Genomic DNA, 15,140 nt, shown 5'->3' with positions numbered 1-15,140 from the left:
GGCGAATCGTAGCGAGCTACGTCGGGTTTGTCCGGTCAACTCCTTCTCTCGAATCCGTCAGCATCCGAGCAACATCCACTCTCGAGGGCTGCGTCAGCACCGGATCGTCGTGTCGAACTACGCGGACTCCACGCGCGATGACCAGGATCCGACCGGTGTCGTCGGCTGCGACGTTCGGTCTGGTTGCAAATACGGGGGCACTCGTCAGCGGCGTGAGAGTCGTCGCGTCGTAAACGGTGAACAACCAGAACTGTTCGGTTCGTTCGTAGTGCACCGGGCCAGGGAGCGGCCACCAACCCGTCGACGAGGTGCCATCGGGCGGATGTCCGATTGTCCATGCGAACCCGCCCAGCTGACCACCGTGGAACTGACTGCGGCGCAATTGCTCCCCGTCGTCGCGAATGCCGAGATCGGGTTCCACGACGGCGACATCGACACCTCGAATCAAGCGAACGGGATCGCCTGCAAGAAAGGGATTTCCATGTCCGCGTGGCAACTGCGGAATGATGGGTCCGATCGTCGACTGTCCTGCACTCGTCACCCGCACCAGACGGGCCACCGACTCTCCGCGTGGTTGAACGCACACGATCCAGGCATCACGTTCCGCAGCAATCGAATTGACGTAACCGTCGATTGCCGTAACGTCGGTGGACCCGCTTCCGGGTGTGTACATGCGCCACGTAGGGTCGCCGGTGCAGACCAGCAACCGGTCGTCGTTGACGGCTCCGACGTGCGCGGGCAGGGAATCGATCCGAACCGCTTCTTGACCGCGGGGAATCCAGAACATTCCATCCACTCCGCCGACCCAGCACCCCGTATCGGTGGCCCAAATGGAACGGGTGCCACCGACTTTGGCCGGCAGAACATGCTCGGCGACAACCCCCTTCGTATCGATGCCGACGACCAGCGGCAATTCGGCGTCCAGAACCCAGGTGACGCCGCCGGCAGCGGCTACGTCTCCCGGCACGATGCTCGGGCGAGTCGGCAGAGGCGGTACATCGTCGAGATCGAGAGTAACCATGACGTTGTTCTCCTGATCGACGGTGAGGCTGTTGTCGTCCGGCATGGGTTCGTGACCGAAGAACCGTTCGACCTCCACCACGTCGCGTGTGGAGCATTGGCCGGGAGCTATCTCCCACCCCTCGCCGGGGACGAAGTGATAGCGCTCCGACACCAGCTGAGCGCGGGTCACTCGACCGCGGAAGCGTCCCTCGGTGTCATAGCCGAAGACGCCGAGGAAGCGTCCGGTCAGCTCGACTCGACCTGTGCGGGGGATGAACCCACGCCACGACGCAGTCCAGCCCTCGCCGCGCAACAACCCGGTCCACTCCCAGCGCCGCGAGGAGTTCTGGCCCGTCTGTTGCAAGATCGGTTGATTACCGGAGGGTTCGAGAATTGCCTTGATCGTGACGATATCCGGTTCGGTATCGGGCAGCTCCACGAAACGGAGTGGGCCGGTCAGAACCGCGCCCACTCGCGGCGCGGCGATCTCACCGTCGCCGATCACCGATGACGAGATATGCACGACAAGCGTGCGATGGTCGCTCATGCGCCTTTCAACGAGTTCATGTGCGCAAGGGTACTGCTGCCGCGCGGTAGGTTCAGAGGGTGACCGATGTGCGGTGCACAGATTGCGCATGGATCCGCTACAAACCCCCGGTTGTTCGAGGACAACACTGCTCTTCGGGTGCGCATTTCGCAATCACGTCCGGGCAAGAACGATAAGGTAGTCCTTCGACGCGAAGGGGCATGCGATGGACGGTGACAACAACCCCACTCTGCCGTTGGCGTTCGATCTCGTCTGGATGGCCGCGATCGTGTTGTGGCTGCTGCTCGTTGGCGTTGCGTGGGTATCGATCGTGCGCACGTCCCACCGCCGGCGCGGTGCCGCATTCTGGTGGTGTCTGCTCGTATTGCTCATGCCGATCATCGGTGCGTTGATCTGGTTCGTCGCTCGGCCACGAATCTCCGATACCGATCAGCGGACGAGTTCGTAGCGGGCCAACCACAATCCCGGCAGGACCTGCTGATTCTCGGTGTGCACAAAGCCGAACGACTCGTACAGTCTGCGTGCCGGGGTATTGTCTCGCCCGGTAGCCACCTGTATGCGTTGTCCGACAATCGATTCCAACATCACGTCGACCAGCGCTCGTCCGATGCCCTGGCGATGTGCGTGTGGAGCCACCACCAGACGGTCGATTTCGGAATTGCACCACGCTGCGGCACCGAGGATTTCGTCACCCTCTCGCGCGACGAGCCAGTGGACCTGGGCAGCGCACAGATCGTCCACCGACTCGTGCAGAAGCGGGATTCGGTCGTCGCCGATCAGTCTCGCTTCGACCGCATACGAGCTCTTCTGCACTGTGCGGATCTGCTCGGCGAGGGGCCGATCTGCGGCGGGGTCGACGCGAATGATCTCAATAGCGACCACCAGCGGGAGCCGGCAGAGAGTCGAGTACAGCGAGGTGGTCCGGGCTCAAGGTGAGCGAGGCCGCGCCCGCGTTTTCGTCCAGACGTGAGGTGCGTCGGGTACCCGGGATCGGCACCACGTGCTCACCCTGCGCCAGAACCCACGCCAAGGCCACCTGCGCCGGTGTTGCACCGAGCTCGTCGGCGACGGCTGCGATGGCGTCGACGATCACGAGGTTTGCATCGAGGTTGTCCTGGCTGAAGCGTGGGAGTCGAGCTCGGAAATCGTCGGCGGCGGGAGCAGTTCCGCGGAAGTTGCCGGTCAGGAAGCCGCGGCCCAGTGGTGAGAACGGCACGAATGCTGCACCGTTGTCTTGCGTCCACTTCAGCGACGTAGCGAGGTGATCGCGCGTCCACAGGGACAACTCCGACTGCACCGCAGAAATCGGATGCACCTGCTGGGCCCGATCGAGCTGCTCGACGGTGAACTCCGAGACACCCAGTGCGCGAACCTTTCCGGCCTGCACGGCCTCGGCCATCGCGCCGATGCTGTCTTCGACGTCCACCTCGGGATCGGGACGGTGCAGGTAGTACAGATCGATGTGGTCGACGCCCAGGCGGCGTAGCGAATCGTCGATTGCCGAACGCAGGTGACCCGGCTTGCCGTTGGGGCCCGAAATGACCGGTTCTCCGGCGTCGCCGACGTGAGAGACGAGACCACCCTTGGTCGCGAGAATTACCTCGGCGCGCCTGGTCGCGATGGCCTTGCCTACGACCTCCTCGTTGGTGAACGGTCCGTACACATCGGCCGTGTCGATGAAGTTCACACCCAGGTCCAAGGCGTGCCCGATGACGCGATCGGGGGTCTCCGTCCGGTCGTCGGCCTTGTATGCCCAGGTCATTCCCATGCATCCCAAGCCGATTGCACCCACCTCGGGGCCGTCGCTCCAGAGAGTTCGGGTCGGTACTGTGCGTTCGCTCATGTACTCGACCATAGAGAAGTAAAAGCGTTGTCGCTGGCACTCACCGGACGACTAGCATCGCCGCATGGCTCTTCCGCACTCGAAGGTGTATTTCGGCGATCGCTTGGTGGACGCGCAGGACGCGACGCTCGGGGTCGCGACCTCGGCCGTCCTGTACGGGCTCAGTGTCTACACGGTGTTCCCCGTGCAGGTGGACGGTGAACGACGTACCGCCTTCCGGTTGCTCGATCACTATCAGCGGCTCGTCGAATCCTGCAAGATCATCGGCATCGACACGTTCGCCTCGCAGTGGACGTTCGAGCGATTCGTACAGGTGACGCGCGACGTGGTCGCTGCCAATGCCCCGACGACCGAGGTCTACGTTCGCGCTACCGTCCACGTGGACGAGTCGATTCCCGGAACGCGGGTGCGCGGACTGCACACCACGGTGTCCATCTTCCTGTACGACGCCAATCCCATTGTCCCGCAGAACGGGATGCGTTTGAAGACGAGTGTGTGGCGACGAATCCCGGACAACGCCATTCCCTCGCGTGCCAAGGTGAACGGAGCGTACGTCAATTCCGTTCTGGCCAAACAGGATGCGATCGACAGCGGCTTCGATGACTGCATCTTTCTCGACATCAACGGCCATGTCTGCGAACTCAGTGCCGCGAACATCTTCCTCGTCCGGAACGGAGTGCTCGTCACCCCCGACGTCACCAGCGACATTCTCGACGGCATCAACCGCCGAACCATCCTGACTCTGGCGCGCGAAGAAGGGCTGACGGTTCAGGAGCGCACCGTCGACCTCACCGAGCTGTACATCGCCGATGAGGTCTTCGTGTGTGGCACGTCGGCCGGGGTCGCGCCGGTCTACGAAATCGACGGTCGTGCAGTCGGATCGAAGGAGAGCGGGCCAGTGACGCTGACTCTCCGTAAACGTCACCAGGCCGCGCTCACCAGCGACGAGGTACACGGCTGGGTGTCCGTCTTGTAGGTGTTATGCCGGGCAGGTCGACGCCAGTCCGGCGATCAATGCCTCGGTGGCCGGCTGCTCCAGCGGGTCGGCGGCCGGATTCGGAGCTGCTGCGGTCCAGGCCAGCGATACCTGACGCTGCCCGTCCGGGCTCGAGAACGCGTAGGTGCGGTAGCCGAAGCCGTTGCCGCGGTTGCCGAACACGAGCTCGCCCGAACCCGGGTTGCACGCGTCTCCGCCCAGGAGCAGGCCGAGTCCGTACGCGGATGGCGTCACGACCTGCATCTCGTCGATCAGGTTCTGCGGGATCAACGTGCCGTCGAACAATGTTTTGAAGAAGACGTTCATGTCGCCGACGGTCGAGACCACTGCGGCACCGGACGACCAGATGCTGGCGTCGTAATCGGTTACGTCGGTGTACGTCCCGTTCTCGAGGGTGTAACCGTGCAGGGCGTCGTCGGCGATGGCCGAATCGGTGGGGTAGGTGGAGTCGGTCATCTGCAACGGGCCGAAGATTCTGTCCTGCAACGACTGGCCGATGGTTCGTCCGTCCAAGGCGGCCACGATGCGGCCCAGAAGAACGTAGTTGGTGTTGGAGTAGACGAATTCGGAGCCCGGTTCACTCGTCCAGGGCATCGCCAACGCCCGTGAGATCAACTCGTCGTCGGTAATGGAATCGGCGGAGCGAGATGCAATCTGCTCCGCAGAGTCGAATCCGGTGAAGTAGTCCGGCACGCCACTGGTGTGATCGAGCAACTGACGGACGGTGACCGGCTTGGGCAGCAGGCCGGGTAGCAGCTCGTCTACCGGCTGATCGAGCTCGAGCTTTCCCTCGTCGACGAGCTGCAGCACCACTGCGGCAACCATTGCCTTGGTGACGCTGGCGATACGGACCGGGTCGTCGGCGGACGCAGCCTCGGTGCCCCCGCGCTCGACCAGACCGGCCGCTCCCGACCAGGAATCCTCACCGTCGCGTACCTGCGCAACAGCGGCCACGGATCCGGCGTCGACCAGAGCGTCCAGGGCAGCCTGGACGTCGTCGGTCCTGATGTTCCCGCTCGACGGCGTCGTGGTGGTCGGCTCGACGGTAGACGGTTCGTCCGTTGACGAGCACCCACTGACCAGCAGGGATGTCGAGACTGTGAGGGCGGCGAGGATTCGTAGCTTGCTCATGTCCTCGACGCTATCGTCGTTCGGCGAATGATTTCAGTGTCAAATGTCAGTGATTCTCCGTGTCCGGGACAGTGGGAAGCAGAGCGCGAGAATGTATGTCGTGCTGTACCGCCGCGACGAAAACGTGCCTACCGAGTACAGCTGTCGCGTTCAGTGCAGGATACGAGACCGAGACCGCATCACTGTCTCGCTCTCGTTCGCCGATGACCGCGATGTAGGAGTCGCGATGCAGTCTTGCACTCCGGATACGTGCGCCCAGGGAACCGTCCTCGAGAATCTCGGCACGTACTGATGCGTCGTGCAGTCGGTCGACCAGCGCGTTCGCCGGCGGGGAATCCGACGCGCTCACCGGAATCACCGCCAATTGCCGAGGTGCGAGCCATGGTGGCATTCGACCTGCGTGGCGATCGATCAGCATCGCGGTCAGACGCTCCATCGAACCGAGCACGCCGCGGTGGATCATCACCGGTCGATGCTTCTCACCGTCGGACCCGGTGTAGTCGAGGCCGAACCGCTCGGGCTGATTGAAATCGACCTGCACGGTCGACACAGTCTCCTGATGACCGGCGACCTGTACATCTATTTTCGGCCCGTAGAAGGCGGCATCTCCATAGCCGACGGTGAACTCACGATCACCCAGTGCCGCGCGTAGCTGCCCCTCGGCGGTACTCCACTGCGCGGCGTCACCCAGGTAGCGTCCAGTCCTGCCCCGAAGCGAGAGCCTGAACGAGGGAACGAGTCCCATTACGCGATAACATCTTTCGATGGAGGCGAGAGCCAGTCGGACTTCGTCTCCGACCTGATCAGGGGTGCAGAACACATGCGCATCGTCGAGTGAGATCTGCCGAACTCTGGTCAATCCGCCCAGTACACCGGACAGTTCGCTTCGGAACATCGACCCCAGCTCCGATACTCGAAACGGAAGGTCACGAAAGCTGCGTCCGCGTGCTGCGAAGACCTGGGTGTGATGAGGGCAATTGGCCGGTCGCAGAACGTATTCCTCGCCCCCGATGCGCATCGGGGGGAACATATCGGCCGAGAATTTGTCCCAGTGCCCGGATCTCTCGAACAGCGAGCGTTTGGCCAGGACGGGGGTGTAGACGCCGAGACATCCCGATCGAGCCGATTCCTCGGCCGCCAGTTTCTCCAACTCCGCTCTGATGATTGCGCCGTCTGGGAGCCAGACGGGTAGACCGGCACCGATGGCCGGGCTGGTTGCAAAGAGATCCAACTCGCGCCCGAGCTGGCTGTGGTCGAACTTCATGGGTGCTCCACTTCTGCTGTGGCCCAGAAGAAGTGCCCAGAAACGTCAAAACCCCGGGAACAACTCCCGGGGTTCGTCGAAACAGGGGCTTTGCAGGCCTACTTCGGACGCCGGAAGAAAACCGGCGTCGTCGTCAGTGGCTGCAGGTGCATCATGGCTTGGACGGTACAACGATCGAGTGACGGCTGGCAAGAGATATCAGTGATTCACCTGACAGAAATTGAGATGATTCGAGAACGGGTCTATGACCGTCATGGTCGGCCCGCCCGGTGCGTCGTGATCGATTCCGGGTCGGCTGCGTGGGCTGTTCTTCTGTAGCAGTTCGGCATTGAAGGACGTGACGTCCGGGATCGGTATCCACACCGATGTTCCCGGAGTGCCGTCGCCGTAGTGCTGGGACAGATCCAGGGTGCAGTCCCCGCGCGAAATGCGAATGTAGAGCGGAAGATCCGGTTCGAATCGGTGTTCCCATTCGACCGAAAAGCCCAGATAGTCCAGATAGAACGCGCGCGCTTCGACGTCGTCGAAGATGCGGAGAATCGGAACTGCCGAGCCGAATGCCTTCATGGCATCGAGTGTGGCATGTCCAGCGGCGCCTGCGCCAGGGTTGCGCTAGCCTCCGCTCGAATCCAGCAGCACCTCGGCCGCAGCCTTTGCTGCAGTAGCAGATTCGGCCAGTTCGGTGATGGCTGCGGTAGTTTGTGCGCCTTCGGCGAGCAAGGCGATTTGCAATCCGACCGACGGAGCGCATCCGGCTTCGACGGCCAATCGGGTGACGTATTCGATGAAACTCTTCTTGTGCTGATGTGCGGCGTCGGCGACCTCGGGCATGGTTGCGCCCAGTTCGCCGAACGAGTTGATGAAGGCGCACCCGCGGAAGTCGTCCTCGCGGAACCAGAGGTCCAGGAAGTCGAAGATCGACAGCAGTTTCTGTCGAGGTGATTCATGTGCTGCGGCCTCGGCGTGGATGCCGTCGTTCCACTGCTGGGTGCGACCACGAAGAACCTCGGCGACGATGGCGGTTTTCGAGGGAAAGAGCGTGTACAGGCGCTTGAGGGAAATGCCGGCCTTGGCGCGCAACTCGTCCATGCCCACAGCCTGGATGCCGCGCGCATAGAACAGTTCGTCCGCGGCGTTCACCACCTGTGCCCGTCCGATTTCCGTACTGGTCATCGCTTACCCCTTGCCGAGAGAACCAACGTTCTCTACAGTAGTCCACATGCGGAGAGAACGACCGTTCTCCCGCTCGATGTTCAGGACACAGGAAGGCAGGATCATGGCGTACATCAACGTCGGAACCGAGAACTCCACCCCCGTCGAGGTCTACTACGAGGATCACGGCACCGGCCAACCCGTCGTGCTCATCCACGGCTACCCGCTCGACGGCAACTCCTGGGAACGTCAGTCGCGTGCCCTGCTGGACGCCGGGTACCGCGTCATCACCTACGACCGTCGCGGGTTCGGGCAGTCGAGCAAGCCCACCGTCGGCTACGACTACGACACCTTCGCGGCCGACCTGGACAAGGTACTGACCGAGCTGGATCTCAACGATGTCATCCTGGTCGGATTCTCCATGGGCACAGGTGAATTGGCTCGGTACGCCGCGAAGTACGGCACGGATCGCGTCGCGAAGTTCGCGTTTCTCGCATCCCTCGAGCCGTTCCTGCTGCAGACCGACGACAACCCGACCGGCGTCCCGCAGTCGGTGTTCGACGGCATCGAGACCGCAGCTCGCGAAGACAGGTTCACCTGGTTCGACAATTTCTACAAGGACTTCTACAACCTCGACGAAAACCTCGGCACCCGCATCAGCGAGGCCACAGTGCGCGCGAGCTGGAACACCGCCACCACCAGCGCGCCCGTCGCGGCCTACGCCGTCGTACCCACCTGGCTCGAAGACTTCCGCGCAGATGTTGCGAAGGTACGTGAATCCGGAAAGCCCACGCTGATCCTGCACGGAACCGCGGACAACATCCTGCCGATCGATTCGACGGGACGTCCATTCCACGAGTCGTTCCCCGAGGCCACGTACATCGAGGTCGAGGGCGCACCGCACGGACTGCTGTGGACGCACTTCCAGGAAGTGAACGACGCGCTTCTCGCGTTCGTGAAGTAAGAGCACAACGGCGGCAGGCATTCAGGCCTGCCGCCGAGTGGGCTGCTAGACCGCGACTACGCCGTCGTGGTCGCTGTAGACGATCTCGCCCGGATTGAACGTCACGCCGCCGAAGCTGACCGGCACGTTCTTCTTACCCGATCCGGTCTGTGTGCTCTTGCGCGGATTCGTGCCCAGTGCCTTGACGCCGATGTCGAGCGTGCGCAGGATCGCGGAGTCGCGCACCGCACCGTTGACGATGACGCCAGCCCAACCGTTGGTGACGCCGCGTCCGGCGATGATGTCGCCGACGAGGGCGGTGTGCACGCTGGCATCGCCGTCGACCACCAGAACACCACCGTTGCCGGGCTCACTGAGCGTTTGCTTGACCAGAAGATTGTCCTGAAAGCAGCGGATGGTGGTGATGGGTCCCGCGAACTCGGTGTGCTTGCCGAACTGGATGAACTGGGTGTCGCAGCTGCGGATCTCGGGACCGATCTCGTCGGCCAGATCAGCGGTTGCCTTGAATTCCACAGGTGAAGTCATGCGGCACAGACTATCGCCCGGACATCAGCCCCGGCCGTGACGCCGTTCGTAGTCGTCGCGGGTGCGGTCGACGCGGCTCTGCGCCTTGGCGTTGATCAGTTGCGGGTCGAGACCGTGGATCAACAGGCGATGCCGCCGGTAGACGTTCATCAGGGCAATGGAGAAGTACACCAGCGGGATGAACAGCAGCGACATCATCGCGAGCGACATCCACAGCGGACCCGGAATCAGCAGGAACAGCAGCAGTAGCGGAATGATCGGCACGATGAATCGTGCGATGTAGCGGACCTGGGCGCCGTTGCCCACGAGATCCTTGCGAACCCAATCCTGCATCGACTCGGGCAGGGTGCGTCCGAACGAATACCCCAGAAACTGCAGCGGGGTGGGCGTCGTGCGTTCGGTGGTCATCGCGCAATGCTAGTCCGGTCTTCGTTGGTAGATCTCACCGTTGACTGCGGTTTATCTCATATGTGACGATAACGTCAGTTGAGTCGGTGGCATCGACGAGAAGGACTTTCACTGTGATCGATCGCAGAACCCTGCTGGGCACCCTCGGTGCCGCGACGATCTCCGGGGTTGCCCTCTCGACATTGACCTCCGCTACGACACTGACCTCCGCCATGGCATCGGCATCCACCGGTCCGGCCGCAGCCGGGGTGATCGATGTCCATTCGCACATGGTTCCCGACTTCTACCTGCGCGAAGCCCTCGCGTCGGGCATCGCCTTCCCCGACGGTATGCCGAAGTGGCCGTCCTGGTCGGTCGGTGGACACCTGCAGATGATGGACGGCAGCGGCATCGACAGTGCGATCCTGTCCGTCTCATCGCCCGGAGTGCATTTCGGCGACGACGGCAAGGCGGCCGATCTTGCCCGACGCGTCAACGACTTCGGGGCCGGGGTTGTGCAGGGTCAGCCCCGACTCGGGTTCTTCGCGTCGCTGCCACTCCCGAACGTCGTGGACTCGACGATCGAGGCTGTTCGTGCTCTCGATCAGCTCGGTGCCGACGGCGTGACGGTGATGTCCAACGCCGGCGGCATGTACCTGGGCAACGCCGTACTGACGCCGTTGTTGGCCGCGCTGGATGCGCGATCGGCAGTCGTGTTCGTGCATCCGACGTCGCCGCCGAATTCTGCCGCAGTGTCGCTCGGGCGCCCGGCACCGATGATCGAATTCCTCTTCGACACAGCGCGAACCGTCGTCGACCTGATTCTGTTGGGCGTGATCGATCGATTCCCGAATATTCGTTGGGTGTTCACGCACGGCGGCGGAGTTCTGCCACTGTTGGCCGATCGCGTCGATTTCTTCCGAACCCAGGTGGGTCTTGGGACGCCGACGACGCCGGATGTGCTGCAGGGCTTGTGGTTCGACCTCGCTGGGACCCCGCTCCCGCGGCAACTGCCCGCGTTGTTGTCCGCCGTCGGCTCCGATCGCCTGGTGTACGGCAGCGACTACTGCTTCACGCCGATCGCCGCTGTGCACGAACAACTTCGGTCTCTGGATGCCGGAGCGGCGAACGGCGGCCTCGAGAACTGGCGAGCGGCGACGTCGAACAATGCTCGCGCGCTGCTGAGGATCTGACCAGTGGGGGATGAATGAAAGCGCAAGCACCGCAACCGATATCCGAACACTGGGATTGGCAGATGAATGCGGCCTGCCGCTCGATGCCGGTCTCGATGTTCTACCCACCTCTGGCGACCAGGGGGTACTCGCTGAGAAATCTCGAGCGGCAGGCCAAGCTCGTGTGCGCTCGATGCCCCGTCGTATCGCAGTGCCTTCAGCACGCACTCGACTCGAACGAAAGGCACGGAGTGTGGGGTGGATCGACCGCACACGAGCGGTCCGCGATGGTTCGCGTCACCCCTGACGAGCAGCGTTCGCGACGATGACGTCGCGAAGGTACTGCGCCAGTCCGGTGGCAATATCGTTGTAGTGCTTGGCAAACCGCTCGTCGGCGATGTACATCTCCGCCAGGTTCACCTGCATCTCGTAACCGCAGTCGTAGTACCGCTCGATCGATGCCCGATGACGCTCGGCCAGTAACCTGGCCTCGGTGGAGTCCGGCGACACACCCCGCTGCAATGCGGCCGCGAGATCCGCTTCCAGTAGGTCCGTCTCCTCTTTGACGGCCTTCCAATCGTCCTTCGTGAACGACGCCGTTCGCTCCTGCGACTGCTTCCACTCGTCGGTCTCGCCCCAGCGTTGCTCGGCCTCCTCTGCGTACTCCTCGCCCGGCCAGTTGTCGCCGAAAATCTCGCGCTGTTCCTCGGGGGTCAATTGCATGCCCATCTTCTTCGCCTCCATCATCTTGTCCACGGCCGCAGCCATTGCGTGCAAGTGATCGATCCTCTCGTTCAACAACTCTCGCTGCCGACGCAGATGCGCCATGGCATCGACCGCCGGATCGTCGAGCAACGCTGCAATGACCTCGAGCGGAAACCCGAGCTCGCGGTAGGTCAGTACCTGATGCAGCCGCTCGACATCGGCCGACGAATACGTCCGATAGCCCTTCGGGGTTCTCCCCGACGGCACCACCAACGCGATCTCGTCGTAATGATGCAGCGTCCTGACGCTGACACCCACCAACTTCGAGACCGCGCCCACCTGCATGCCTGCCGAATCGTTCGCGGACGAATCACTCACGAAGGACACTGTGCTGCCTCCCGTGGCGTGAGGGTCAAGCTGCGAGCCTCGAGGGTCGTTCCGCAGGCTCCACTCCTGGCCTCCATGGTCGTTCCGCAGGCTCCACTCCTGGCCTCCAGGGTCGTTCCGCAGGCTCCACTCCTAGTTGATGACGCGTTCGCAGCCGGAGGTCGGCACGCCTGCGAGGCGCTGCGCGAGCCAATCATATGCGCCGGGACGGCCGTTGGACTGGGCAAGTGTGTGGTCTCCCGGGACCTCTTCGAGATGGACCGAAGCGCCGGCAGCGCACCACTGGTCCTGCACGGCCTCGGCACCTTCCTTGGGAATGAGGAAGTCCTGTAGGCCCTGGTAGATGTACACGGGCGCGTCCGGCTTCTTCTGGCCCATCCGGTTTTCCTCGATGACTGCCTTGGTGATCGGATGCTCGAAGACATCGGGGACGGAGAGGTTTCGCTGGTCCAACAGAAGTAGTCCCGTGTAGGACAACACATCTACGCATTGGTCCTTCTGCGCCAGAGCCAACCGCTTGCCGTTGTCGTTGGCGAGCTGCCGCATCTCGGGGTACTCCCGGGACAGTCCGATCGTCGCCGCAGTGAACAGGCCCGATCCGATCTGACCGTTCAACGAGGTCTGCAGAATCTTGTAGTCGGTCGGCGGGCCACCGAACGCGACGCCTGCGATGTTCAACTCCGGTGCGTATTCGGGAGCCAACTGCGCGGCCCAACCCGAGGCGATGGCGCCACCGGAGTAGCCGGTGATGCCGATCGGAGCGTCCGCACTCACCCCTGTGCTCCGGGAGGCGCGGAGGCCGTCGAGCACGGTGTGTCCGGAGACGAGACCAGCCGAGTAGGCCTGCCGAGGGCCTTGATAGTCGGTGACGACCACGGTGTAGCCGCGATCGAGCAGAATCCGAACCTGATCGATCTCCTTGTTGTTGCCCCGCGGGAGGGTGTACGACGGCGCGCACTTGTTTCCGAGCGAGTCCGTCGCCTCGTTGTACGCGATGACGGGCCGTTCACCGCCTCCGGTCCACGGCGCGTCGGGAGTCAGAACCGTCGTCGACGCCGCGATGGGCTGGTTCTTGGAGTCGGTCGAGCGGAAGAGCAACTGCACCGACGACGCCCCGGGCGTCACTGCGACGTCTCGTCGGTCGAGGACCGCGCCGGGCTGGAGATTCTCGTAGCCGGCAGGCGGATCGAACCATGGATCACCGAGTGAGGTGGGGAGATACGCAGCGGGATCGCTGGGCGGCGAGATGAAGTCCTGGAGTGGATCTGCCTGGGCCGACCCTGCGAACGACAGCATCAGTGCTGCGGCTCCGGCCAGAACGATTGCCTTGCGCATGTATTTCCCACCCTGTAGCTCCGTACGCCCCGACGTCCGGCAGACCACTGACCATCGTGCCACAGGGTTCGGCACTTTCGGCCCTGTGAACTGAGCCGAAGACCAGGTAGGTTGTCTGTTACTCCGAACACTACTCACCAGTAGGGACCCGTCCATGCCAGCACCGTCAGCTGCGACCTTCACCCGGCTCGCCGATCTCATCGCCATTCCCGACGCCGAATCGCGGCCGACCAAGACCATCACCGAGGTGTTCACCGGCAAGGATCTGGCGACCATCCCGGTCGGTACCGCTGCCGATGCGACTGATGCCATCGCCCGCGTACGCGCCGCTCAGGTGGCCTGGGCCAAGCGCCCGGTGTCCGAGCGCGCCGAGATCTTCCACCGCTACCGCGACCTGGTGCTCGCGCACCGCGACGAGCTGATGGACATGGCGCAGGCCGAGACCGGCAAGTCTCGCGCCGCTGCCCTCGAAGAGGTTCTCGACATCTCGATGACCTCACGGCACTACGCGCGGACCGCCGCCAAGCTGCTGGCTCCGAAGAAGGTCACCGGCATGCTGCCCGTGCTGACCAAGACCCGGATCCGGTACCAGCCCAAGGGCGTCGTCGGGATCATCTCCCCGTGGAACTACCCGATGACCCTCGCAGTGTCCGACGCCATCCCTGCGCTGCTGGCGGGCAACGGTGTGGTGCTCAAGCCCGACAGTCAGACTCCGTACTGCGCGCTCGCCTGCGTCGAGCTGCTCTACAAGGCCGGCCTGCCCCGTGACCTGTTCGCCGTGGTGCCCGGCCCGGGGTCGGTGGTGGGAACCGCGATCGTCGAGAACACCGAGTACGTCATGTTCACCGGCTCCACCGCCACCGGTCAGCTGTTGGCCGAGCAGGCCGGGCGTCGACTCATCGGATTCTCCGCAGAGCTCGGCGGCAAGAACGCGATGATCGTGGCCAAGGGTGCCAACCTGCGGGAAGTGTCCGACGCGGCCGTGCGGGCCTGCTTCTCCAACTCCGGTCAGCTCTGCATCTCCATCGAACGGATCTACGTCGAGAAGTCGATCGCCGCGGAGTTCACCGAGAAGTTCGGTCAGCGGGTACGCAACATGACTCTCGGTGCCGATTACGAATTCGGCATCGAGATGGGCAGCCTCATTTCCGAGGACCAGATCAAGACCGTGTCGGCCCACGTCGACGACGCCAAGGTCAAGGGTGCAACCGTGATCGCAGGCGGCAAGGCTCGTCCCGACATCGGCCCCCTGTTCTACGAGCCGACGCTGCTCGCGAACGTCACCGAGGACATGGAGTGTGCCGCAACCGAGACCTTCGGGCCGCTGGTCTCGATCTACCCGGTCACCGACGTCGACGAGGCGATCGAGAAGGCCAACGACACCGAGTACGGACTCAACGCCAGCGTGTGGGCCAAGACCAAGGCGCAGGGCGAAGCCATTGCAGCGCGGCTGCATTCGGGCACCGTCAACGTCGACGAGGGCTACGCGCCGACCTGGGGCACCACCGGCGCACCGATGGGCGGCATGGGTGTCTCCGGCGTCGGACGCAGGCACGGCACAGAGGGGCTGCTCAAGTTCACCGAGCCGCAGACGATCGCGACGACACGCCTGCTCAATCTCGGTGGTCCGCGCGGACTTCCGCCGAAACTGTGGGCAAAGATCATGCCGCCCTTCGTCAAGGCGCTGAAGTACATCCCGGGTCGGTAGAGCGGACCCGCAGCATCGACG

At 63.3% G+C, this 15,140-nt stretch carries 17 protein-coding genes; 6 read left to right on the top strand and 11 right to left on the bottom strand.

Annotation, left to right across the window (positions count from 1 at the left end; genetic code table 11):
- Positions 1-16: 16 nt before the first annotated feature.
- The gene (locus tag CH275_RS07095; RefSeq protein WP_094676567.1) at positions 17-1,549 is read right to left on the bottom strand and encodes a hypothetical protein; all 1,533 of its coding nucleotides are present in this window, start codon (positions 1,547-1,549) and stop codon (positions 17-19) included.
- Between the two features lie 205 nt (positions 1,550-1,754).
- On the opposite strand from CH275_RS07095, the gene CH275_RS07090 reads away from it, so the two are divergent.
- On the top strand, positions 1,755-1,997 hold the full coding sequence (locus CH275_RS07090; RefSeq protein WP_094676565.1) for a PLDc N-terminal domain-containing protein: 243 nt from the start codon (positions 1,755-1,757) through the stop codon (positions 1,995-1,997).
- Here CH275_RS07090 and CH275_RS07085 read toward each other — a convergent pair.
- Both CH275_RS07085 and CH275_RS07080 read right to left on the bottom strand, forming a co-directional pair.
- Complete coding sequence (locus CH275_RS07085; protein ID WP_179276028.1) at positions 1,979-2,431, bottom strand: GNAT family N-acetyltransferase; 453 nt, start codon at positions 2,429-2,431, stop codon at positions 1,979-1,981. The two genes, CH275_RS07090 and CH275_RS07085, sit on opposite strands and share 19 nt — an antisense overlap.
- Positions 2,418-3,392, bottom strand: coding sequence for an aldo/keto reductase (locus tag CH275_RS07080; protein ID WP_094677259.1), 975 nt, complete (start codon positions 3,390-3,392; stop codon positions 2,418-2,420). The genes CH275_RS07085 and CH275_RS07080 overlap by 14 nt, the downstream gene beginning before the upstream one ends.
- Positions 3,393-3,456: 64 nt before the next feature.
- Between CH275_RS07080 and CH275_RS07075 the strand changes: the two genes are divergently transcribed.
- Positions 3,457-4,368, top strand: a complete 912-nt coding sequence (locus tag CH275_RS07075; protein ID WP_179276027.1) for an aminotransferase class IV — start codon at positions 3,457-3,459, stop codon at positions 4,366-4,368.
- A gap of 3 nt (positions 4,369-4,371) precedes the next feature.
- Here the strand turns inward: CH275_RS07075 and CH275_RS07070 are convergent, their stop codons facing one another.
- The 4 genes from CH275_RS07070 to CH275_RS07055 all read right to left on the bottom strand — a co-directional run bounded on the left by CH275_RS07070 (position 4,372) and on the right by CH275_RS07055 (position 7,957).
- Positions 4,372-5,520 carry a serine hydrolase domain-containing protein gene (locus CH275_RS07070; RefSeq protein WP_094676561.1) on the bottom strand — a complete coding sequence of 383 codons (1,149 nt, stop codon included), beginning with the start codon at positions 5,518-5,520 and terminating at the stop codon, positions 4,372-4,374.
- Between the two features lie 46 nt (positions 5,521-5,566).
- Positions 5,567-6,784, bottom strand: a complete 1,218-nt coding sequence (gene thrS / locus CH275_RS07065) for a threonine--tRNA ligase (protein ID WP_094676559.1) — start codon at positions 6,782-6,784, stop codon at positions 5,567-5,569.
- A 198-nt stretch (positions 6,785-6,982) separates the two neighbouring features.
- Entirely contained in the window at positions 6,983-7,351 is a 369-nt protein-coding gene (locus tag CH275_RS07060; RefSeq protein WP_094676557.1) for a glyoxalase superfamily protein, read from the bottom strand.
- A gap of 45 nt (positions 7,352-7,396) precedes the next feature.
- The gene (locus tag CH275_RS07055; protein WP_094676555.1) at positions 7,397-7,957 is read right to left on the bottom strand and encodes a TetR/AcrR family transcriptional regulator; all 561 of its coding nucleotides are present in this window, start codon (positions 7,955-7,957) and stop codon (positions 7,397-7,399) included.
- A 103-nt stretch (positions 7,958-8,060) separates the two neighbouring features.
- Between CH275_RS07055 and CH275_RS07050 the strand changes: the two genes are divergently transcribed.
- The gene (locus CH275_RS07050; protein WP_094676553.1) at positions 8,061-8,900 is read left to right on the top strand and encodes an alpha/beta fold hydrolase; all 840 of its coding nucleotides are present in this window, start codon (positions 8,061-8,063) and stop codon (positions 8,898-8,900) included.
- A gap of 45 nt (positions 8,901-8,945) precedes the next feature.
- Here the strand turns inward: CH275_RS07050 and rraA are convergent, their stop codons facing one another.
- On the bottom strand, positions 8,946-9,425 hold the full coding sequence (gene rraA / locus CH275_RS07045) for a ribonuclease E activity regulator RraA (protein ID WP_094676551.1): 480 nt from the start codon (positions 9,423-9,425) through the stop codon (positions 8,946-8,948).
- A 24-nt stretch (positions 9,426-9,449) separates the two neighbouring features.
- The gene (locus CH275_RS07040; RefSeq protein ID WP_032401464.1) at positions 9,450-9,833 is read right to left on the bottom strand and encodes a DUF5313 family protein; all 384 of its coding nucleotides are present in this window, start codon (positions 9,831-9,833) and stop codon (positions 9,450-9,452) included.
- Between the two features lie 113 nt (positions 9,834-9,946).
- Between CH275_RS07040 and CH275_RS07035 the strand changes: the two genes are divergently transcribed.
- Positions 9,947-11,005, top strand: a complete 1,059-nt coding sequence (locus CH275_RS07035) for an amidohydrolase family protein (protein ID WP_256990900.1) — start codon at positions 9,947-9,949, stop codon at positions 11,003-11,005.
- Positions 11,006-11,019: 14 nt separating this feature from the next.
- Positions 11,020-11,313 (top strand): WhiB family transcriptional regulator, encoded by a 294-nt coding sequence (locus tag CH275_RS07030; protein ID WP_094676549.1) that lies wholly within the window; start codon positions 11,020-11,022, stop codon positions 11,311-11,313.
- Here the strand turns inward: CH275_RS07030 and CH275_RS07025 are convergent.
- Both CH275_RS07025 and CH275_RS07020 read right to left on the bottom strand, forming a co-directional pair.
- The gene (locus tag CH275_RS07025; RefSeq protein WP_094677253.1) at positions 11,282-12,034 is read right to left on the bottom strand and encodes a MerR family transcriptional regulator; all 753 of its coding nucleotides are present in this window, start codon (positions 12,032-12,034) and stop codon (positions 11,282-11,284) included. The two genes, CH275_RS07030 and CH275_RS07025, sit on opposite strands and share 32 nt — an antisense overlap.
- A gap of 174 nt (positions 12,035-12,208) precedes the next feature.
- Complete coding sequence (locus CH275_RS07020) at positions 12,209-13,411, bottom strand: lipase family protein (protein WP_094676547.1); 1,203 nt, start codon at positions 13,409-13,411, stop codon at positions 12,209-12,211.
- A 154-nt stretch (positions 13,412-13,565) separates the two neighbouring features.
- Between CH275_RS07020 and CH275_RS07015 the strand changes: the two genes are divergently transcribed.
- Positions 13,566-15,119: a succinic semialdehyde dehydrogenase gene (locus CH275_RS07015; protein ID WP_094676545.1), complete on the top strand. Its 1,554-nt coding sequence runs from the start codon at positions 13,566-13,568 to the stop codon at positions 15,117-15,119.
- The last annotated feature ends 21 nt before the right edge of the window (positions 15,120-15,140 follow it).

The sequence above is a fragment of the Rhodococcus sp. 06-235-1A genome (assembly GCF_002258785.1).
Classification (GTDB): Bacteria; Actinomycetota; Actinomycetes; order Mycobacteriales; family Mycobacteriaceae; genus Rhodococcoides.
This window is presented reverse-complemented; position numbering and strand designations above follow the sequence as displayed.

Coding starts and splice junctions, on each gene's coding strand:
- CH275_RS07095 (WP_094676567.1), bottom strand. CDS start 1,549: ATGAGCGACCATCGCACGCTTGTCGTGCATATCTCGTCATCGGTGATC.
- CH275_RS07090 (WP_094676565.1), top strand. CDS start 1,755: ATGGACGGTGACAACAACCCCACTCTGCCGTTGGCGTTCGATCTCGTC.
- CH275_RS07080 (WP_094677259.1), bottom strand. CDS start 3,392: ATGAGCGAACGCACAGTACCGACCCGAACTCTCTGGAGCGACGGCCCC.
- CH275_RS07075 (WP_179276027.1), top strand. CDS start 3,457: ATGGCTCTTCCGCACTCGAAGGTGTATTTCGGCGATCGCTTGGTGGAC.
- CH275_RS07070 (WP_094676561.1), bottom strand. CDS start 5,520: ATGAGCAAGCTACGAATCCTCGCCGCCCTCACAGTCTCGACATCCCTG.
- thrS (WP_094676559.1), bottom strand. CDS start 6,784: ATGAAGTTCGACCACAGCCAGCTCGGGCGCGAGTTGGATCTCTTTGCA.
- CH275_RS07060 (WP_094676557.1), bottom strand. CDS start 7,351: ATGAAGGCATTCGGCTCGGCAGTTCCGATTCTCCGCATCTTCGACGAC.
- CH275_RS07055 (WP_094676555.1), bottom strand. CDS start 7,957: ATGACCAGTACGGAAATCGGACGGGCACAGGTGGTGAACGCCGCGGAC.
- CH275_RS07050 (WP_094676553.1), top strand. CDS start 8,061: ATGGCGTACATCAACGTCGGAACCGAGAACTCCACCCCCGTCGAGGTC.
- rraA (WP_094676551.1), bottom strand. CDS start 9,425: ATGACTTCACCTGTGGAATTCAAGGCAACCGCTGATCTGGCCGACGAG.
- CH275_RS07040 (WP_032401464.1), bottom strand. CDS start 9,833: ATGACCACCGAACGCACGACGCCCACCCCGCTGCAGTTTCTGGGGTAT.
- CH275_RS07030 (WP_094676549.1), top strand. CDS start 11,020: ATGAAAGCGCAAGCACCGCAACCGATATCCGAACACTGGGATTGGCAG.
- CH275_RS07025 (WP_094677253.1), bottom strand. CDS start 12,034: ATGCAGGTGGGCGCGGTCTCGAAGTTGGTGGGTGTCAGCGTCAGGACG.
- CH275_RS07020 (WP_094676547.1), bottom strand. CDS start 13,411: ATGCGCAAGGCAATCGTTCTGGCCGGAGCCGCAGCACTGATGCTGTCG.
- CH275_RS07015 (WP_094676545.1), top strand. CDS start 13,566: ATGCCAGCACCGTCAGCTGCGACCTTCACCCGGCTCGCCGATCTCATC.